Here is an 18,992-nt window from a genome sequence, read left to right as displayed (position 1 = left end):
GCACCCATATGAAAGTCGCCCCCCAGCCAGGCTCCATACGGCGCGCCGTCATGGCGGCTGGCGGGCAGTAATGTTAAAAGTAGTGGTTCATTGGCCAAGCACCGGCCGATCACTACTGGACGCGCAGCACGCGCAGGAATAGACGCGTTTTGAAGAAATCCACCGCAACTCCAGCTCCCTTGCCCGTGCCCCTGTGGCGGCAGCAGCTGCACTACCGCCTCAAGGAAGGTGCGTTGATCGCTGTCGGCGCCCTGTGCCTGTACCTGTGGATGGCACTGCTGACCTACGACAACTCCGACCCAGGCTTCAGCCACACCAGCAACGTCGACCAGGTGCAGAATGCCGCCGGGCGTGCCGGTGCGTACTTCGCCGACATCCTGTTCATGGTGCTGGGCTATTTCGCCTACATCTTCCCGTTGCTGCTGGCGATCAAGACCTGGCAGATTTTCCGTGAGCGCCACCAGCCCTGGCAGTGGAGCGGCTGGCTGTTCTCCTGGCGGCTGATTGGCCTGGTGTTCCTGGTGCTGTCGGGCGCCGCGTTGGCGCATATCCATTTCCACCCGCCCGCGAGCCTGCCGTTTTCCGCAGGTGGCGCCCTGGGCGAGAGCCTGGGCGACCTGGCGCGCAACCTGCTGAACGTGCAGGGCAGCACGCTGATGTTCATCGCCCTGTTCCTGTTCGGCCTGACCGTGTTCACCGACCTGTCGTGGTTCAAGGTGATGGACCTGACCGGCAAGATCACCCTCGACCTGTTCGACCTGGTGCAAGGCGCGGCCAGCCGCTGGTGGGAAGCGCGCAACGAGCGCAAGCGCCTGGAAGCCCAGTTGCGCGAGGTCGACGAGCCGGCTTTCGACCTCAAGGCCCGTGCCGACAAGCGTGAAGCGGCCAAGCCGCAGCCACGCGAACGCGCAGAGCCCGTGGTCGAGCGCAGCGAGCCGCCCGTGCGTGCGGTGGCGCCGCGCGAGCCGGCCATTGCCCGTGAGCCGATTGCCCGTGAGCCAGTGGTGGCCCGCGAAACCGTGGTGGCCCGCGAACCTGCCGCAGCACCGGTGATCATCCCGCCAACCCCGGCCAAGGCGCCGGAGCCGAGCAAGCGGGTGATGAAGGAAAAACAGGCGCCGCTGTTCGTCGACAGCGCTGTCGAAGGCACCCTGCCGTCGATTTCCATTCTCGACCCCGCCGAGCAGAAGAAGATCGAGTACTCGCCCGAGTCGCTGGCCGGTGTCGGCCAACTGCTGGAAATCAAACTCAAGGAATTCGGCGTGGAAGTGTCGGTGGACTCCATCCACCCAGGCCCGGTGATTACCCGTTACGAAATCCAGCCGGCCGCGGGTGTGAAGGTCAGCCGTATCGCCAACCTGGCCAAGGACCTGGCGCGTTCGCTGGCCGTGACCAGCGTGCGGGTGGTGGAAGTGATTCCCGGCAAGACCACCGTGGGTATCGAGATTCCCAACGAAAACCGGCAGATGGTGCGCTTCTCCGAAGTGCTCGCCACGCCGCAGTACGACGAGCAGAAATCGCCGGTCACCCTGGCCCTGGGCCACGACATCGGCGGCAAGCCGGTAATCACTGACCTTGCCAAGATGCCGCACCTGCTGGTGGCCGGTACTACCGGTTCCGGTAAGTCGGTGGGCGTGAACGCGATGATCCTGTCGATCCTGTTCAAGTCCAGCCCGGAAGATGCGCGGCTGATCATGATCGACCCGAAAATGCTCGAACTGTCGATCTACGAGGGCATTCCGCACCTGCTGTGCCCAGTGGTCACCGACATGAAGGACGCCGCCAACGCGCTGCGCTGGAGCGTGGCCGAGATGGAGCGGCGCTACAAGCTGATGGCCGCCATGGGCGTGCGCAACCTGGCCGGTTTCAACCGCAAGATCAAGGACGCCCAGGAAGCCGGCGAAATCATCCACGACCCGCTGTACCGCCGCGAAAGCATGGACGACGAGCCACCGGCGTTGAAAACCCTGCCCACCATCGTGGTGGTGGTAGACGAATTCGCCGACATGATGATGATCGTCGGCAAGAAGGTCGAAGAGCTGATCGCCCGTATCGCCCAGAAGGCGCGGGCGGCCGGTATCCACCTGATCCTCGCCACCCAGCGCCCGTCGGTGGACGTGATCACCGGCCTGATCAAGGCCAACATCCCGACCCGCATGGCGTTCCAGGTGTCGAGCAAGATCGACTCGCGGACCATCATCGACCAGGGCGGCGCCGAGCAGCTGCTGGGCCACGGTGACATGCTCTACATGCCGCCGGGCACCAGCCTGCCGATTCGCGTGCACGGTGCGTTCGTTTCCGACGATGAAGTGCACCGCACGGTCGAGGCCTGGAAACTGCGCGGCGCGCCGGACTACAACGACGACATCCTCAACGGCGTCGAGGAGGCCGGCAGCGGCTTCGATGGCGGCGGTGGTGGCGGTGGCGATGGCGAAGATTCCGAGAGCGACGCACTGTATGATGAAGCCGTGCAGTTCGTGCTGGAAAGCCGCCGCGCGTCCATCTCGGCCGTGCAGCGCAAGCTGAAGATCGGCTACAACCGCGCCGCGCGCATGATCGAGGCCATGGAGATGGCCGGCGTGGTCACCCCGATGAACAGCAACGGCTCGCGGGAAGTGATTGCCCCAGGCGGCCCGCGCGACTGATGAACACCTTGCCGGGCGCCAACGGTGGCGCCCGGCCTATTCAATGCTCGATGAGGATTCCCATGCGCGCGATTCGCATGCTGTTGGTTTCTGCCCTGACCTTGGGCTCGGTTACGGCTTATGCCGGTGAGCAAGACGTACAACGCCTGACCCAGCTGCTGGAAAAGTCGCAGACCCTGGAGGCCAACTTTTCCCAGCTGACCCTGGACGCCGGCGGCACCAGCCTGCAGGAAACCTCCGGCAAGATGACGGTAAAACGCCCGGGCCTGTTCTACTGGCACACCAATGCGCCGCAGGAGCAGGTGGTAGTGTCCGACGGCAAGAACGTCACCCTGTGGGACCCGGACCTGGAACAGGCGACCATCAAGAAGCTCGACCAGCGCCTGAACCAGACCCCGGCGCTGTTGTTGTCCGGTGATGTGTCGAAAATCAGCCAGAGCTTCGACATCACCTCCAAGGAGCAGGGCGAAGTGATGGACTTCACCCTCAAGCCCAAGACCAAGGACACCTTGTTCGACTCCCTGCGCGTCTCGTTCCGCAAGGGCCTGATCAACGATATGCAGCTGGTCGACAGCGTCGGCCAGCGCACCAACATCCTGTTCAATGGCGTCAAGGCCAACCAGGCGGTGCCGGACAGCCAGTTCAAGTTCGACATCCCCAAAGGCGCGGACGTCATCAAGGAGTAAGCAGAGCTCGCCATGGACCTGTTTCGAAGCGAACCCGTCGCCCAGCCCCTGGCTGCACGCCTGCGCCCGTCGAACCTGGACGAGTACGTCGGCCAGGAGCACCTGCTGGCGCGCGGCAAACCGCTGCGCGAGGCGCTGGAGCAGGGCGCGCTGCACTCGATGATTTTCTGGGGGCCGCCGGGAGTGGGTAAAACCACCCTTGCGCGGCTGCTGGCGCAGTTCTGCGACGCCCATTTCGAAACGGTGTCGGCGGTGCTGGCCGGGGTCAAGGAGATCCGCCAGGCGGTGGAAGTGGCCAAGCAGCAGGCCGGCCAGTATGGCCGGCGTACCATCCTGTTCGTTGACGAAGTGCACCGCTTCAACAAGTCCCAGCAGGACGCCTTCCTGCCCTACGTGGAAGATGGCACGCTGCTGTTCATCGGCGCCACCACCGAGAACCCGTCCTTCGAGCTGAACAACGCGCTGCTGTCGCGGGCCCGGGTGTACGTGCTCAAGAGCCTGGACGAGCCAGCGCTGCGCAAGCTGGTGAACCGTGCGCTGAGCGAAGAGCGCGGCCTTGGCAAGCGTAACCTGCAGGTGGGTGATGAGGCCTTCAAGATGCTGATGGCCGCCGCCGATGGCGATGGCCGGCGCATGCTCAATTTCCTTGAAAATGCCGCGGACCTGGCCGAAGACGGCAGCGAAATCGACGTGCAGATGCTGCAAAGCCTGCTCGGCGACAGCCGCCGCCGGTTCGACAAGGGCGGCGAGGCGTTCTACGACCAGATTTCCGCCCTGCACAAGTCGGTGCGCGGTTCCAGCCCCGATGCAGCCCTGTACTGGTTCGCGCGCATGCTCGATGGCGGCTGCGACCCACTGTACATCGCCCGCCGCGTGGTGCGCATGGCCAGCGAGGACATCGGCAACGCCGACCCCCGCGCCTTGAGCCTGTGCCTGGCGGCCTGGGACGTGCAGGAGCGCCTGGGCAGCCCCGAGGGCGAGCTGGCGGTGGCCCAGGCCATCACCTACATCGCCTGCGCGCCGAAGAGCAACGCCGTGTACATGGGCTTCAAGAACGCCCTGCGCGAGGCGGGCGAGCATGGCTCGCTGGAAGTACCGCTGCACCTGCGCAACGCCCCGACCAAGCTGATGAAGCAGCTGGGCTACGGTGACGAGTACCGCTATGCCCACGACGAGCCCGATGCCTACGCCGCCGGTGAAGACTACTTCCCCGACGCACTGGAGCCACGGCCGTACTACCAGCCCGTGCCCCGCGGCCTGGAGCTGAAGATCGGCGAGAAGCTGCGCCACCTGGCCGAACTTGACCGCAACAGCCCGCGGCAGCGGAGAAAGCCGTGATGGCCGTTGCCTTGGGCTATACCAGTATCAGCGCAGTGGCCGGGCTGTCGGCCCGCCACTGACCCCATTCTGAACCAACACCTACCTATAACGAGAGAACGATATGCTCGATTCCAAACTGTTACGCGGCCAACTTCAGGAAGTGGCAGATCGCCTGGCCTCCCGTGGCTTCAGCCTGGATGTCGCGCGCATCGAATCGCTGGAAGAGCGCCGCAAGGCCGTGCAAACCCGCACCGAGCAACTGCAGGCCGAGCGTAACGCCCGTTCCAAATCGATCGGCCAGGCCAAGGCCAAGGGCGAAGACATCGCCCCGCTGATGGCCGATGTGGAGCGCATGGCCAATGAACTGGCCGCCGGTAAAACCGAGCTGGACGCCATTCAGGCGGAGCTTGACGGCATCCTGCTGACCATCCCCAACCTGCCGGACGCCAGCGTGCCGGTGGGCGCCAGTGAAGACGACAACGTCGAAGTGCGCCGCTGGGGTACGCCAACGGCCTTCGACTTCGAGATCAAGGACCACGTCGCCCTGGGCGAAGTGAGCGGTGGCCTGGACTTCGAGGCGGCCGCCAAGCTGTCTGGCGCCCGTTTTGCCGTGCTGCGCGGCCCGATTGCCCGCCTGCACCGCGCCCTGGCGCAGTTCATGATCAACCTGCACACCGGCGAGCACGGCTACGAGGAGCACTACACCCCGTACCTGGTGCAGGCCCCGGCCCTGCAGGGCACCGGCCAGCTGCCGAAGTTCGAGGAAGACCTGTTCAAGATCACCCGCGAAGGCGAGGCTGACTTCTACCTGATTCCAACCGCCGAGGTGTCGCTGACCAACCTGGTGGCCGGTGAAATCCTCGATGCCAAGCAGTTGCCGCTCAAGCTGGTCGCCCACACCCCGTGCTTCCGCAGCGAAGCCGGTGCGTCGGGCCGTGATACCCGCGGCATGATCCGCCAGCACCAGTTCGACAAGGTCGAGATGGTGCAGGTCGTGGAGCCGTCCAAGTCGATGGAAGCCCTGGAAGGCTTGACTGCCAACGCCGAGCGCGTGCTGCAGCTGCTGGAGCTGCCCTACCGCGTGCTGGCCCTGTGCACCGGCGACATGGGCTTTGGCGCGGTGAAAACCTACGACCTGGAAGTGTGGGTGCCAAGCCAGGACAAGTACCGCGAAATCAGCTCCTGCTCCAACTGCGGTGACTTCCAGGCGCGCCGCATGCAGGCGCGCTGGCGCAACCCGGAAACCGGCAAGCCGGAACTGGTGCACACCCTCAACGGTTCGGGCCTGGCCGTTGGCCGTACCCTGGTGGCGGTGCTGGAGAACTACCAGCAGGCCGACGGTTCGATTCGCGTGCCGGACGTGCTGAAGCCGTACATGGGCGGCGTCGAGGTTATCCGCTAAATGGATTACCTGCCGCTGTTCCACAAGCTGCAGGGCGGCCGTGTGCTGGTCGTCGGCGGCGGTGAGATCGCCCTGCGCAAGGCGCGCCTGCTGGCCGATGCTGGCGCTGCGCTGCGCGTGGTGGCGCCGGACGTCGACGGCCAGCTGGCCGCGTTGGCCCGGGAAGGTGGCGGTGAGGTGCTGGTGCGTGGCTATCAGGCCACTGATCTTGCCGGTTGCCGGCTGGTGATCGCGGCCACCGACGACCCTGGGCTCAATGCCCAGGTGTCGGCCGATGCGCAGGCGCAGAGCCTGCCGGTCAACGTGGTGGATGCGCCGGCCTTGTGCACGGTGATCTTCCCGGCGATCGTCGACCGCTCACCGCTGGTGATTGCGGTGTCCAGTGGCGGCGATGCCCCGGTGCTGGCGCGGTTGATCCGTGCCAAGCTGGAGGCCTGGATTCCTTCGGCCTATGGCGAACTGGCGGGGCTTGCGGCGCGTTTTCGGCACAAGGTGAAATCCCTGTACCCGGACGTCAACCAGCGCCGTGGTTTCTGGGAAACCGTGTTCCAGGGGCCGATTGCCGAGCGCCAGCTGGCTGGCCAGGGTGGCGAGGCCGAGCGCCTGTTGCAGGCGATGGTCGACGGCGCGCCGGTGCAGCAGGGCGGTGAGGTGTACCTGGTGGGGGCGGGGCCGGGCGATCCGGATTTGCTGACCTTCCGCGCCTTGCGCCTGATGCAGCAAGCCGACGTGGTGCTGTACGACCGTTTGGTGGCACCTGCGATCATCGAGATGTGCCGGCGCGATGCCGAGCGTATCTACGTGGGCAAGCGCCGCGCCGACCATGCCGTACCCCAGGAGCAGATCAACCGGCTACTGGTCGACCTGGCCCAGCAGGGCAAGCGGGTGCTGCGCCTCAAGGGCGGAGATCCGTTCATCTTCGGCCGTGGTGGCGAGGAGATCGAGGAACTGGCCGAGCATGGCATCCCGTTCCAGGTGGTGCCGGGCATTACCGCGGCCAGTGGTTGTTCCGCCTACGGTGGCATTCCGCTGACTCACCGGGATTACGCCCAGTCGGTGCGCTTCGTTACCGGGCACCTCAAGGATGGCACCAGCAACCTGCCCTGGCATGACCTGGTGGCGCCGGCCCAGACCCTGGTGTTCTACATGGGGCTGGTGGGCTTGCCGACCATCTGTGCCGAACTGATTCGCCATGGGCGGGCGGCCAGCACTCCGGCGGCCCTGGTGCAGCAAGGGACCACGCGCAATCAGCGGGTGTTTACCGGCACCTTGGCGGATTTGCCAGCGCTGGTGGCCCAGCATGAGGTGCATGCGCCGACCCTGGTGATTGTCGGGGAAGTGGTGCGGTTGCGCGACAAGCTGGCCTGGTTCGAAGGTTCGCAAAACGGCTGAAATCGTTGGGGCCGCTTTGCGGCCCTATCGCGACCTGCGGTCGCTCCTACCGGGCATGCATATCCCCTGTAGGAGCGACCGCAGGTCGCGATAGGGCTGCAAAGCAGCCCCAGCGATCTCACCCCTGATATATCCCTTTCCCGACCAACCGTTCGCGGTCATGCGGCACGGTAAAGTCCTGCAACGGCCCCTTTGGCACGATCCCGTTCGGGTTGATGGTCTTGTGGCTCATGTAGTAATGCTTCTGGATATGCTCCATGTCCACAGTCCCCGCCACCCCCGGCCACTGGTACAGCTCACGCAGCCAGTTCGACAGGTTGTGGTAGTCGCTCAGGCGCCGCAGGTTGCACTTGAAGTGCCCGTGGTACACCGCATCGAAGCGCACCAGCGTGGTGAACAGACGCACATCGGCTTCGGTCAGGTATTCGCCGGCCAGGTAGCGGTTGCGACCTAGCAAGGCCTCCAGATGATCCAGCTCGTTGAACACCTCGTCGAACGCCGCCTCGTAGGCGTCCTGTGTGGTGGCGAAGCCTGCGCGGTACACGCCGTTGTTCACCGCCGGGTAAATCCGTTCGTTCAACGCCTCGACAGTGGGGCGCAGTGGCTCGGGGTACAGGTCCAGGCTATTGCCGGTAAGTTCATTGAACGCACTGTTGAAGATGCGGATGATTTCCGACGATTCGTTGTTGACGATGCGCTGCTCTTTTTTGTCCCACAGCACAGGCACGGTCACGCGGCCGGTGTAGTGCGGGTCGTCCTGGGTGTAGCGCTGGTGCAGGTACTGCAGGGCGTCGAGGTGGTCGCCGCTGGAGCCTTGCTCGGTGTCGAAGGTCCAGCCATGGTCCTGCATCAGCCAGCTGACCACGGAAACATCGATCAATGGCTCCAGGCCCTTGAGGGCACGCACGATCAGGGTGCGGTGGGCCCAGGGGCAGGCCAGCGAGACGTACAGGTGATAGCGGCCAGCTTCAGGGGCGGGCAGGGCATTGCGGCGTTGGGCGTTTTCGCGTTTGAACGTGCCGTCCTTGCCGTTTTCATACCACTGGTCATGCCAGCGGCCGTCGATCAAAAGGCCCATGCTGAGCTCCTCGGAAACAAAAGTGTTTGTCGTTGGAGCCCAGTCTAGGGAAAAACGTTCGAATAACTAGCGCAAAGACTGCAGTGGTTTTATCTGTTAATTCGATTGATTGCGCTTGGCCCAGTAGTCACGTGCCTTGGCGAACGCCTGGTCGCGGTCGTCGCCCAGGCCACGCAGGGCCAGCGCCAGGGTGGCGACCACGGCCATTTCGCCATAGCTGTCCTCGGCTTCGCCGCGCCACACGGCCAGCAAATGCTCCGGTTGCAGGCTGGGAGGCTTCACATGGCGGCGCTCGCTCAGCGCTGGCCATTCCTCGTCCCAGGCTTGCCCAGCGGTGGTGCCATACAGGTGGCTGGTGACATCCGGGTTGACCTCGATTTCGCCGCCATCGCCCTTGATCACGATGACGTGATCGCCCAACAGCTGGCTGGCTTCGCGGTGCACGGCCTGGTAACCGGGGTGGAAGATGCTCTGCAGGCCACAGCGTGCGCCCAGCGGGTTGAGCACCCGGGCCAGGGAGTGGATGGGCGAGCGCAGGCCGAGGGTGTTGCGCAGGTCGATCATCCGCTGCAACTGCGGCGCCCAGTCGTGCAGTGGGGCAAAGGCCAGGTGCTGTTGCTCCAGGGCCTGGCTGACCGACGCCCAGTCGCGGCACAGCGGGATATCCAGCAAGGCCAGCAACTGTTCGGTGTACAACCGCCCGGCGGTGTGGGCGCCGCCACCGTGCATGAGAATACGCACGCCGTTGGCGGCCAGGCACTTGGCGCTGAGCAGGTACCAGGGCAGGTGGCGCTTCTTGCCGGCATAGGTTGGCCAGTCGATGTCCACGGCAATGGGTGGCGCCTGCAGGTGGCTGCGCAGGGCTTCGGTGAAGCCGGCAAGCTCTTCGGCGCTTTCTTCCTTGTGCCGCAGCAGCATCAGGAAGGCACCGAGCTGGGTGTCTTCGACCTTGCCTTCGAGCAGCAGGGTCATGGCGGCGCGGGCCTCTTCGCGGGTCAGGCCGCGGGCACCGCGCTTGCCTTTGCCAAGAATGCGCACGAATTCGGCGAATGGGTGTTCGGCCGGGGTTTCCAGGGTCAGTGGGCGGGCGTCGGTCATATGCAATTGGTCGGCTTGGGCAGGCCCGCCAGCTTGGCGGCGAGTTTGGCGGGGGTGCCGTTGAACAGGCGGTTGAGGTGCGGGCTGTTGCCCTTTTCCGTGCCCAGCTTGAGCGCGGTGTATTTGATCAGCGGGCGGGTGGCCGGCGATAGCTGGTACTCGGCGTAGAACTGGCGCAGCAGTTCGAGGATTTCCCAGTGCTCGGCGGTCAGGGCGATGCTTTCGCGCTCGGCCAGGGCTTGGGCAACCGGGTGCGACCAGTCTTGCAGGTCGAGCAGGAAGCCGTCCTTGTCCAGGGCGATGGCGCGATCGCCTACGGTAAGCGTACTCATAACCAGCTGTTGACCTTGTCGTAGTGCAGTGACAGTTCGACGAAGGCCGGGTAGTCCACGGCTTTGGCCAGCTCGCTGGCGATGGCGCGGGCTTGCAGGTCTTCATCGAGGGCGAACAGGCGTTGGGCCAGGCCTGCCGCTTCGAGCTGGCGCTGGCTGTCGCTGCCCTGGCGCAGGGCGTAGACCGCGTCGCCGCACAACAGCACGCCGTCGTCGGCGGCGAGCAGGCGCAGGCAGCTGGCCAGGCGTTCGTCAGCGAACGGGGAGTGGGATAACACGTGCAGGGTTGCCATTAGAGCGTCACCACTTGGTCGAAACGGGCAATCAGGGCCTTGAGCGCGGCGGCGTCCAGCACCTCCACTTGCAGGGCCAGGGCGTCGGTGGGCAGCCCCCGGCGTGCCAGGCTGTGCCCGCAGGCGAACAGCTCTTCGACGCCGAACATCGGCAAGGCTTGCAGGTTGGCGGCAAGGTTCTTTTGCTGCACCGCAGCCGGTTGCTGGTCGGGTGCGAGCTGGAGTACGCCGTCATCGAGAAACAGCATGGCCAGGGGCAGGTCGAAGGCGCCACCCGCCAGGGCAATATCCAGCGCCTCGCGGGCGGACGGGCCGCTCCACGGCGCCTGGCGGCTGATGATCAACATGGACTTGGCCATTTCAGTCGCCTCCGAAGCAGACCAGGCGGTCGGCAGTTTGTGCGGCTTCATGCAGCTGGCCCAGGCCAGACAACTCCCAGGGCTTGGGCAGGTTCACCGCCGGGCGCTGGTAGCGGCTGGCCTCGGCCTCGTCGAGCACGCCACGGCGCAGGGCGGCGGCGATGCACACCACGGCATCGAGCTGGTGGGTGTCGATGAAGGCACGCCACTGGGCGGCGATGTCCTGTTCATCCTGGGGCGTGACCACGTTGGCCGAGGCGCTGTGCACCCCGTCCTGGTAGAAGAACAGCCGGGCAATCTCATGCCCGCGGGCCAGCGCCGCCTCGGCAAAGCGCAGGGCGCGGCGCGAGGAGGGGGCATGTGCCGGGGAAAATACCGCAATGGCGAATTTCATGGGCAACTCGTGCAAGGGAATGCCGCCATGATAAAGCAAAAAAGCCCGCCCCCGCTGTAGCAAGCTCGCCACGATCCCTGCGGGCTGCGCTGTAATCCCCTGCCGTAATCCCCTGTAGGAGCGGGCTCGCCCCGCGAACACCGGCGCAGCCGGTGCCACGCAGCGCCTTGCTTGCTTGGCGGGTCAAGCCTGTTCCTTGCTCACCGGCAAGAACCAGTTCAGCACCAGCGCACAAATACCACCGGTAGCCACCCCCGATTCCAGCACATTGCGAATCGCCGCCGGCATATGCGCCAGGAACTCCGGCACCTGCGCCACACCCAGCCCCAAGGCCAGCGACACGGCAATGATCAGCAACGCACGGCGGTCGAGCCGCGTGCTGGCCAGGATATTGATACCCGAAGCCGCCACGGCACCGAACATCACCATGGCCGCGCCGCCCAGTACCGGCTCAGGCACCGCCTGGATCACGCCGGCCACCGTCGGGAACAACCCCAGCAGCACCAGCATCACGGCAATCCAGATACCGATATGGCGGCTGGCAATACCGGTCAGCTGAATCACCCCATTGTTCTGGGCAAAGATCGAGCTTGGGAAGGTGTTGAACAGCCCGGCCAGCAGCGAGTTGGCGCCGTTGACCAGCACACCGCCCTTGATGCGCTGCATCCACACCGGCCCTTCGACTGGCTGGCGCGACACCTTGCTGGTGGCGGTGACGTCACCAATGGCTTCCAGCGAGGTCACCAGGTAGATCACCAGCATTGGAATGAACAGTGCCCAGGAGAAACCCAGGCCAAAATGCAGCGGCGTCGGCACCTGGAACAGCGCGGCCTGGTGCATGCCAGTGAAATCCAGGCGGCCCAGGTAGGCGGCCAGGGCATAGCCGACCGCCAGGGCGATGACGATGGCGCAGCTGCGCATCCACACCACCGGAACCCGGTTGAGCACCACGATCACCGCAAGTACGGCGCCGGACAGCATCAGGTTCTCGCCATTGGCGAAGGTGCCGTTGGCCATGGCGCCAAAGCCGCCACCCATGCTGATGAGGCCGACCTTGATCAGGGTCAGGCCGATCATCAGCACGACGATGCCGGTCACCAGCGGGGTAATCAGGCGTTTGACGAACGGCAGGATCCGCGACACGCCCATTTCCACGGAGGAACCTGCAATCACCACGCCGAAGATCGCCGCCATCACGCTTTCAACTGGCGTGCCTTGCTTGACCATCAACGCGCCGCCAGCAATCAGCGGGCCGACGAAGTTGAAGCTGGTGCCCTGAACGATCAGCAACCCGGCGCCGAAGGGCCCGAAGCGTTTGCACTGCACGAAGGTGGCGATACCGGAAATCACCAGCGACATGGAGACGATCAGGTTGGTATCACGGGCCGAAACACCCAGGGCCTGGCAGATCAGCAAGCCAGGGGTGACGATCGGCACGATGATGGCCAGCAGGTGCTGCAGCGCTGCCAACAGGCCGATCACCAGCCGTGGCTTGTCTTCAAGGCCAAGTACCAGTTCGTTGGCAGGCGCCGCCGCGCCTGGGCTGTTTTCGTGTGAGCTCATCTAGGAAGCTGCCCCGGAAGAAAAAAGGAGCGCATTCTACGGGCAGAAGTGGGATTGGGGTAGGGGAATGCACGATACCGGCAAGATCGGCGATCAATTGCCTTGTTTTCTGACTTTTTAGTCAGCTTCAGGGTGTTTTAGGAGGGAGCAGGGGGCGAGGCTGACTGGGGCTTGGCTTGGGTTATGAGGTGGGGCGGAAATCGAGCGCCGCCCGTGCGGCGCATCGCGAGCTGCGCTCGCTCCTACGTTGTGACTGCCTTGTTTGTACGACGCAATTACGAGACAGGCGCCAAGGCGGTCGCGCGCAATTCACTGGCCCGAAACAAACGTAGGAGCGAGCACAGCTCGCGATGCGCCGCGCGGGCGGCGCTCGATCTCACAGGCGCCGCCCCCTCAAGGCGAGCACCTCACAACTCTCCGCATGTTCTTCAACACGCAAAGAAAAGCCCGCCGAAGCGGGCTTTCCCAAACACTCAATCAATTCAAATCAGTCATCACGGCCCATGATGCCAAACAGCTGCAGCAGGCTGACAAACAGGTTGTAGATCGACACATACAGGCTGATGGTCGCCATGATGTAGTTCCGCTCACCGCCATGAATGATGGCGCTGGTCTGGAACAGGATGCACACCGACGAGAACAGCACGAAGCCTGCACTGATCGCCAGCTGCAGCCCGCTGATCTGGAAGAAGAAGCTCGCCACCACGGCGCCTAGCAGCACGAAGAAGCCGGCGGTGATGAAGCCGCTCAGGAAGCTCATGTCCTTGCGGGTGATCAACACGTAGGCCGACAGGCCGCCAAACACCAGGGCAGTCATGGCGAACGCCGAGCTGACAACCTCAGCACCGCCCGCCATACCCAGGTAACGGTTCAGGATCGGGCCGAGAATAAAGCCCATGAAGCCGGTGAGGGCAAAGGTGGACACCAGGCCCCAGGCCGAATCACGTAGTTTGTTGGTGAGGAAGAACAGGCCATAGAAACCGATCAGCACCACGAACACGTTCGGGTAGCCGACGCGCATCTGCTGGGCCACGAAGGCCATCACGCCGCTGAAGGCGAGGGTGAGTGCCAGCAGGCTGTAGGTGTTGCGCAGGACCTTGCTAACCTCCTGCTGCTCGGCCTGTAGGCCGTGGTTTACGGCATAATCCTGTTCGCGCATGGCGACACTCCTGTGGTTTTGGACGTTCAGATGCTAGGAGTCTACCAGAGCACTCGCAACCCGCGACACAGAGAGTTTGACAGCGTGTTTCATTACGGTATTATGGCCGCCGCAAAACAAGCTGGAAGCGTGGCCGAGTGGTTTAAGGCAACGGTCTTGAAAACCGTCGATGGGCAACTATCCTAGAGTTCGAATCTCTACGCTTCCGCCATACAAATGCCTGATTTCATTGATGTTTACCTTAGGCGACCCCTCAAAAGGGAACGTTTTGGGAACATTGGGAGATCGAAGGCAAGCGAAGGGGCCGTCAGCAGGCTGTCTGAAGTCCAGCAATCTGCACGGCCTTTCAAGAGAATGCTCCGTATCGAAAGATACGGAGCATTTTTCGTTCTAGGCTCTGTCTGAAAAAAGCCGTCCATACACCGCATGACACAAGCCAGCGAGACCATCGCGGCATAACTTATTGCGAGCTTGTCGAAGCGTGTGACGATTCGACGGTTCTCTTTCAGCCAGCCAAACATGCGTTCGATGATGTTGCGCTGTCGGTATTTGGGCCGGTCGAACAGTCTGGGTAAGCCAGGCTTGGGCTTGCGCTTCATCGAGCGCAGCGGAATGACGGGTTGCATTCGATATTGGTCGCAGTAACGGCGTAGCGCTTCGGCGTCGTAGCCCTTGTCGGCGAGCAGCCATTTGCAGCGCTTGCGCGGGCGGCCACGTTGGCTCGATGGAATGCTGACCTCGTCCAACAGTGGTTGTGCGTAGCTGATGTCACTGGCTTGACCGCCAGAGAGAAGGAAGCGCAACGGTATCCCGTTGGCGTCGCAGAGCATGTGGATTTTGGTTGTCAGGCCGCCACGGCTGCGGCCTAGAGCGTGATCGGCAGGCTCGTCAGCCCCCCCTTTTTCCGCGCTCCAGATGAAGCACGGGTTGCTCTAACAGCGGTCGAATCGATCATCCAGGTGCGGGGATCGATCAAGCCTTTGTCATTGAGTCTGAGGTGCAATCGTCTGAGCATCTGATCGAACGTTCCGCGATTTCGCCAGACTCGGAAGCGGTGATAGACCGTCGCCCAAGACCCGAAACGCTCTGGCATATCTCGCCAGGCTGCTCCTGAGCAGAGCACCCAGAGCACACCATCGAGCATCAAGCGATCACTGCTGCGGGGCCTGCCCCTAACGTGGGCTGCCGTGAAGAGATCGGCGACTACTGCCCACGCTTCATCCGAGAGTTCGTACCGCTTTGCCATCACAGAATTCCTTTCCGTAGATGGTCGGCGACTGTACAGGACCCAAGCTGCTCCAGGGCCACATTTGAGTTTCTTGGGATTTCAGACAGAGCCTAGTCTTTGAAGGCTTAGTGTGGGTCCAAGGCCGGGTACCTCCCGTGTTCCACTTCGCCGTTACCGCCGTAGGCGCTAACTAATCTCAAAGAATCATCGAGGATGGAGACTGCGTTTAATCAGCTGGTCCTTCTGTCTCAGTCTACCGCACGCTGAAGCAGTTGACTGGCCGATGCCTGGGCCTTGCGCAGCAACGCTGGGACGTCGATACCTACGAGCTCGCCTTGATGCTTCAGCACTCGACCATCGACCAGTACAGTGCGGACGTTCTCTGGCCTAGCCGAATACACCAGCAAAGCCGCCGGGTCTCCACCGCCGTATCCTGCAAGGTTGATGGCGTCGATGGCCACGATTTGCAGGTCGGCTCGCTTGCCCGGTGTCAGGGTTCCGGTCACAGATGAAAGGCCCAGTGCTTCGGCCCCGCCGCGGGTCGCCAATTCCAGCAACGCGCGCGGGTCCGGCGCCCGCTCATTGCGCTCGGTACCGCTCCACGTCAAAGCCGCGAGGCGCAGTGTGGCATACATGTCGGCACTGCCGGCCAGCGCGTTGCCATCGATGCCTAGGCCCTGCCGCTTCACAGGCGCGAAACGCGCCAACGGGGTTACGCCGTAGCCTACACGGTGTTCGCTAATCGGCGTGAGCGCAAGGCTAGCTCCGGCTTTCTCCACTGCCAGCAACTGGGTAGCGCTGGCATCTGTGGCGTGAACAACAGTAAGGCCTGGGTACAGATAGTCGCGTGCTATTAGGGCATCTAACATGGGGCCGGGTTCGCCGCTGACATGCACCTGAATGGGAAGTCCGAGTCGACGAGCCGTGTCGTACTCTCGCTGACGCATTGCCCAGTTGTCGGCATCATTGCGGTCACGCGGCAGGCGCCAGGCGAGACCGAGCTGAACCAATTCACTTGCGGTCTGGGCCCGTGCCAGAGACTGGAACTGGTCAAGGTCGATAGGGTGTCGCGTGGTTTTGTCCGGTCCACCGTAGAACAGGATGGCGCGCAAGCCTGACTGCTGCAGTGCCCGTATTGCGGCATCAGCGTGGGCAGGGGTGCGCACGTTGTCGAAGAAGTCGCCTGTAGTTGTGATACCGCCAGAAATGAGCTCCAGCGCGCCTAGATGCATGGCTTCGTAGGTATCTTTGGGCGTCATTGCTGCCGCTAAGCGAGTGCTGATGGGAAAGAACTGGCCGGCCTGGTTGCGAAATTGGCCACGCATCAAAGTGACATAGAGGTGGTTGTGAGAGTCCACGAAGCCTGGAAGTACGATTTGACCTCGGGCATCGATGACCTGGGCGTCGCCGGCATCCAGATTATGGCCGACGGCGACGATGCGCCCATCGTGAATCAGCACTTCACCGTTCTCAATGTCACCCAAGGCCGGGTCCATGGTCATCACGCGACCCGCTTGAATCAGTATGGCATTGGGGATGTCGTTGGCGTTAACTGGCTCTCCAAGGGCACCGAGCAGCAGGACGAGGAAGGCGAAGCGTGATTTCACTGGGCTGGTCCTCTTTCTGAAAATTCAGCGTGCGACGCTCCAAAGCACCGCAGCCAGGTATCGGGGAGTCTAGGGTTGATTTCCCGATTGATAATTGGCGTAGACTTCAATGAATAGTTAACTTGCTTGGTAACAGTGATGCGATTCGAGAACGTGGCACTCTTGAGATTTTTCGTTGCCGTGGTGGAATCGGGTTCACTGTCTGCCGCTGCGCGCCTTCACCATGTTTCGCTGCCTGCAGCCAGTCGCAAACTTGCTCAACTGGAGGGGATATTCGGTCTGCGACTGCTACACCGAACCACGCGTCGGCAATCGCTCACCGAGGAAGGACAGAAATTGTATGAAAAGGCGCTGTCGATCCTGGACGAGCTGGAGTCATTGGAGCGCACCTTACGCTTGAGCGGGAGTTCAGTCTCGGGGCAGCTCAGGGTGACCGCACCGGTCTCCTTTGGCAGGCGTCGTATTGCCCCCTTGCTAGCGCAATTTTCCAGTCTGCATCCGCAACTGCGGATCCAGCTGCACCTTACCGATCACGTGCTGGATATGGTCGACAGCGGTGTGGACGTCGCCATCCGTTATGGCGCCCTGGACGATTCATCCTATGTATCGCGCTCGCTGGCGCCGAGTCATCGGGTGCTCTGCGCCTCCCCAAACTACATAAGTGCCTGCGGGAAACCTGAAAGCCCGCAGGATTTGCTGAACCATCGATGCCTGGTGATTGGCATGCAGCCTTTCGCGGATTGGCGCCTGGGGGAGGAGGTCGTGCGCATCACTCCAAGCTTCTGTGCCAACGATGGCGATGTCATCCATCAGATGGCGCTTGAAGGGCATGGTATTGCGTTGAAATCGATCTGGGATGTGGCAGATGACCTGCGCGCCGGCAAGCTCTGCCACGTGTTGCCGCAATTCCAGACTCCCGCCACTCCACTGCATGTCGTCTATGCGCACAGGCACTACCTGGCACCGCGCATCCGAGCATTCACAGACTATCTGATAGAGAACCTTCGCCGCCCAGACCCTCCGGCGGTGAATCTGGAACACATTTCGCCGGAAGGATGATTGCACAGTGATCGGGCACGGCTATTGGGTGCTGTTGCTGAGGCTGGCTGAGGAAGATGCGGAGGACAGAGACCGCTCAGGTGCCTTGATCAGGAACAAAAACATCAAGCACCCGACAATGGCAACTATTGCCGCGACAATAAATGCCATGGTGAAAGAGCCCGTTCGTTCCACGATGACCCCGGTAGCGATCGGCGCAATCGAGCCTCCCAGATAGCCACCAAAATTCATCAAGCTACCGAGCGATGCAGTCAATCGAGAGGGGATAACGATGCTTACTAGCGACCATGCGCCGCCATTGGCAATGTTGAGAAAGAACATGGCACTGGAGATGAATATCACGGCATGAGTGTTACTGTCGGTGAACGCTGCGGGAACCGTGCAAAGCGCGCTGGCCAACAGCCCCAGGCAGATGGGGTACTTGCGACTGGCAACAGGCGTCATCCCTCTGTTGGTCAGATAGTCGGATATCTTGCCGACCGCCAGCAGCCCAAGTGCGCCGCAGAGAAAGGGGATGGCTACTACCCAGCCCGTATGGGCCAGGCTCAGCCCACGCTCTTGTTCGAAGTAGCTCGGCAACCAATTGAGATACAGCCAGAGCATGTAGATCACGCCCACGAAGCCCAGAATCAGGCCCCACGTCGTCGGGAGCTTCAAGAGTGATTTCCATTCTGACGCAGTCAACTGTCCCTGATCCGCGCTCTGCGCTTCGCCCCCCAGCTCAAGGCACTCCTCAGCCGTCAAGGTGACATCTTTTCGATCCCTGTATAGCGCATAAAAGACGACTGCGAGCACCAACCCTGCAATCCCGGTAGAAATGAAAATGGCGCGCCAGCCGAAATTCAGCAGGATCAGCGTAAGAATGATGGGCGCAATGGCCGGCGCGAACATCGCGGCTGATGTGAATACACTCGTCCCGAACCCACGATTCTTGATGTTGAACCACTCGCTGATGACTTTGGCGCCCCCTGGGAAATGGCAGGATTCGCCAGCGCCAAGCACAACGCGTAGCCATATGAAATGAACGTAGCTTGAGATGAAACCACACAGCAGTTGAGCGCCGGACCAGAGTGCCAAACCGAGGCTCATGGTGCGCCTCACGCCAAACCTGTCCAGCAATGCGCCCATCGGAAGCTGGGCTAGCGCATAGGACCAGGAGAAGGCTGACAGCAGTATGCCCATCTGGGTCGGTGTCACCCCAAGCTCAGTGGAGATAGCGTGGTTGGCGATGGATAAGGCGCTGCGATCGAGGTAGTTGATGATGCCGATGACGAACAGTAGGACGAGCGCGATGGTTTGAATTTTTCTGATTCGGCTGCTTTTGGGGTCCATGGTCACTGTCGAGGCAGCAATCGCCTCGATCTCCTTTTCGAAGGT

Annotated in this window: 16 protein-coding genes, 1 tRNA gene and 1 pseudogene; 7 read left to right on the top strand and 11 right to left on the bottom strand. The window is 62.5% G+C overall.

Annotated elements, in window-relative coordinates; all coding sequences use genetic code 11:
• The first annotated feature begins 89 nt into the window (after positions 1-89).
• The 5 genes from F3J45_RS02460 (at position 90) to cysG (ending at position 7,445) form a co-directional block, all read left to right on the top strand.
• Positions 90-2,645, top strand: a complete 2,556-nt coding sequence (locus F3J45_RS02460) for a DNA translocase FtsK (protein ID WP_370526193.1) — start codon at positions 90-92, stop codon at positions 2,643-2,645.
• Positions 2,646-2,707: 62 nt separating this feature from the next.
• Positions 2,708-3,331: an outer membrane lipoprotein chaperone LolA gene (gene lolA / locus F3J45_RS02455; RefSeq protein WP_167056737.1), complete on the top strand. Its 624-nt coding sequence runs from the start codon at positions 2,708-2,710 to the stop codon at positions 3,329-3,331.
• Positions 3,332-3,343: 12 nt separating this feature from the next.
• Entirely contained in the window at positions 3,344-4,669 is a 1,326-nt protein-coding gene (locus F3J45_RS02450; protein WP_167056734.1) for a replication-associated recombination protein A, read from the top strand.
• A gap of 103 nt (positions 4,670-4,772) precedes the next feature.
• Positions 4,773-6,053: a serine--tRNA ligase gene (serS, locus tag F3J45_RS02445; protein ID WP_167056729.1), complete on the top strand. Its 1,281-nt coding sequence runs from the start codon at positions 4,773-4,775 to the stop codon at positions 6,051-6,053.
• Positions 6,054-7,445 carry a siroheme synthase CysG gene (cysG, locus tag F3J45_RS02440; protein ID WP_167056725.1) on the top strand — a complete coding sequence of 464 codons (1,392 nt, stop codon included), beginning with the start codon at positions 6,054-6,056 and terminating at the stop codon, positions 7,443-7,445.
• Positions 7,446-7,563: 118 nt separating this feature from the next.
• Here the strand turns inward: cysG and F3J45_RS02435 are convergent, their stop codons facing one another.
• The 8 genes from F3J45_RS02435 to F3J45_RS02400 all read right to left on the bottom strand — a co-directional run bounded on the left by F3J45_RS02435 (position 7,564) and on the right by F3J45_RS02400 (position 13,721).
• A complete protein-coding gene (locus F3J45_RS02435; protein WP_167056722.1) occupies positions 7,564-8,523 on the bottom strand; it encodes a glutathione S-transferase family protein in 960 nt (319 codons plus the stop codon).
• 96 nt (positions 8,524-8,619) lie between these two features.
• Positions 8,620-9,621, bottom strand: a complete 1,002-nt coding sequence (locus F3J45_RS02430) for a glycosyl transferase family protein (RefSeq protein WP_167056719.1) — start codon at positions 9,619-9,621, stop codon at positions 8,620-8,622.
• Positions 9,618-9,953: a TusE/DsrC/DsvC family sulfur relay protein gene (locus F3J45_RS02425; protein ID WP_167056716.1), complete on the bottom strand. Its 336-nt coding sequence runs from the start codon at positions 9,951-9,953 to the stop codon at positions 9,618-9,620. Before F3J45_RS02425 ends, F3J45_RS02430 begins: the two co-directional genes overlap by 4 nt.
• Positions 9,950-10,246: a sulfurtransferase complex subunit TusB gene (tusB, locus tag F3J45_RS02420; protein ID WP_167056712.1), complete on the bottom strand. Its 297-nt coding sequence runs from the start codon at positions 10,244-10,246 to the stop codon at positions 9,950-9,952. Before tusB ends, F3J45_RS02425 begins: the two co-directional genes overlap by 4 nt.
• Positions 10,246-10,605 (bottom strand): sulfurtransferase complex subunit TusC, encoded by a 360-nt coding sequence (gene tusC / locus F3J45_RS02415; RefSeq protein ID WP_167056709.1) that lies wholly within the window; start codon positions 10,603-10,605, stop codon positions 10,246-10,248. The genes tusB and tusC overlap by 1 nt, the downstream gene beginning before the upstream one ends.
• A gap of 1 nt (position 10,606) precedes the next feature.
• The gene (tusD, locus tag F3J45_RS02410) at positions 10,607-10,999 is read right to left on the bottom strand and encodes a sulfurtransferase complex subunit TusD (protein ID WP_167056706.1); all 393 of its coding nucleotides are present in this window, start codon (positions 10,997-10,999) and stop codon (positions 10,607-10,609) included.
• Between the two features lie 183 nt (positions 11,000-11,182).
• On the bottom strand, positions 11,183-12,562 hold the full coding sequence (locus F3J45_RS02405) for a nucleobase:cation symporter-2 family protein (protein WP_167056701.1): 1,380 nt from the start codon (positions 12,560-12,562) through the stop codon (positions 11,183-11,185).
• A 487-nt stretch (positions 12,563-13,049) separates the two neighbouring features.
• Complete coding sequence (locus F3J45_RS02400; RefSeq protein WP_167056698.1) at positions 13,050-13,721, bottom strand: Bax inhibitor-1/YccA family protein; 672 nt, start codon at positions 13,719-13,721, stop codon at positions 13,050-13,052.
• Between the two features lie 123 nt (positions 13,722-13,844).
• On the opposite strand from F3J45_RS02400, the gene F3J45_RS02395 reads away from it, so the two are divergent.
• A tRNA-Ser gene (locus F3J45_RS02395) sits at positions 13,845-13,932 on the top strand.
• Between the two features lie 193 nt (positions 13,933-14,125).
• Here F3J45_RS02395 and F3J45_RS02390 read toward each other — a convergent pair.
• Positions 14,126-14,967: pseudogene (locus F3J45_RS02390) on the bottom strand (IS5 family transposase); the annotation flags it as partial.
• 230 nt (positions 14,968-15,197) lie between these two features.
• Entirely contained in the window at positions 15,198-16,556 is a 1,359-nt protein-coding gene (locus F3J45_RS02385) for an amidohydrolase family protein (protein ID WP_370526179.1), read from the bottom strand.
• A 138-nt stretch (positions 16,557-16,694) separates the two neighbouring features.
• Here F3J45_RS02385 and F3J45_RS02380 point away from each other — a divergent pair, with 138 nt between their 5' ends.
• Positions 16,695-17,615 carry a LysR family transcriptional regulator gene (locus tag F3J45_RS02380; RefSeq protein WP_167056694.1) on the top strand — a complete coding sequence of 307 codons (921 nt, stop codon included), beginning with the start codon at positions 16,695-16,697 and terminating at the stop codon, positions 17,613-17,615.
• 21 nt (positions 17,616-17,636) lie between these two features.
• On the opposite strand, the gene F3J45_RS02375 is transcribed toward F3J45_RS02380, so the two are convergent.
• A complete protein-coding gene (locus F3J45_RS02375; protein ID WP_167056690.1) occupies positions 17,637-18,947 on the bottom strand; it encodes an MFS transporter in 1,311 nt (436 codons plus the stop codon).
• Between the last annotated feature and the right edge of the window lie 45 nt (positions 18,948-18,992).

The sequence above is a fragment of the Pantoea sp. Ap-967 genome, assembly GCF_011752565.1.
In the GTDB taxonomy this organism is placed as follows: domain Bacteria; phylum Pseudomonadota; class Gammaproteobacteria; order Pseudomonadales; family Pseudomonadaceae; genus Aquipseudomonas.
This window is presented reverse-complemented; position numbering and strand designations above follow the sequence as displayed.

Excerpts from the sequence above, each read along its gene's own strand:
- serS (WP_167056729.1), top strand. The coding sequence starts at position 4,773 with ATGCTCGATTCCAAACTGTTACGCGGCCAACTTCAGGAAGTGGCAGAT.
- F3J45_RS02430 (WP_167056719.1), bottom strand. The coding sequence starts at position 9,621 with ATGACCGACGCCCGCCCACTGACCCTGGAAACCCCGGCCGAACACCCA.
- F3J45_RS02375 (WP_167056690.1), bottom strand. The coding sequence starts at position 18,947 with ATGGACCCCAAAAGCAGCCGAATCAGAAAAATTCAAACCATCGCGCTC.
- tusD (WP_167056706.1), bottom strand. The coding sequence starts at position 10,999 with ATGAAATTCGCCATTGCGGTATTTTCCCCGGCACATGCCCCCTCCTCG.
- cysG (WP_167056725.1), top strand. The coding sequence starts at position 6,054 with ATGGATTACCTGCCGCTGTTCCACAAGCTGCAGGGCGGCCGTGTGCTG.
- F3J45_RS02400 (WP_167056698.1), bottom strand. The coding sequence starts at position 13,721 with ATGCGCGAACAGGATTATGCCGTAAACCACGGCCTACAGGCCGAGCAG.
- F3J45_RS02435 (WP_167056722.1), bottom strand. The coding sequence starts at position 8,523 with ATGGGCCTTTTGATCGACGGCCGCTGGCATGACCAGTGGTATGAAAAC.
- F3J45_RS02380 (WP_167056694.1), top strand. The coding sequence starts at position 16,695 with ATGCGATTCGAGAACGTGGCACTCTTGAGATTTTTCGTTGCCGTGGTG.
- F3J45_RS02425 (WP_167056716.1), bottom strand. The coding sequence starts at position 9,953 with ATGAGTACGCTTACCGTAGGCGATCGCGCCATCGCCCTGGACAAGGAC.
- tusC (WP_167056709.1), bottom strand. The coding sequence starts at position 10,605 with ATGGCCAAGTCCATGTTGATCATCAGCCGCCAGGCGCCGTGGAGCGGC.
- F3J45_RS02405 (WP_167056701.1), bottom strand. The coding sequence starts at position 12,562 with ATGAGCTCACACGAAAACAGCCCAGGCGCGGCGGCGCCTGCCAACGAA.
- tusB (WP_167056712.1), bottom strand. The coding sequence starts at position 10,246 with ATGGCAACCCTGCACGTGTTATCCCACTCCCCGTTCGCTGACGAACGC.
- F3J45_RS02450 (WP_167056734.1), top strand. The coding sequence starts at position 3,344 with ATGGACCTGTTTCGAAGCGAACCCGTCGCCCAGCCCCTGGCTGCACGC.
- lolA (WP_167056737.1), top strand. The coding sequence starts at position 2,708 with ATGCGCGCGATTCGCATGCTGTTGGTTTCTGCCCTGACCTTGGGCTCG.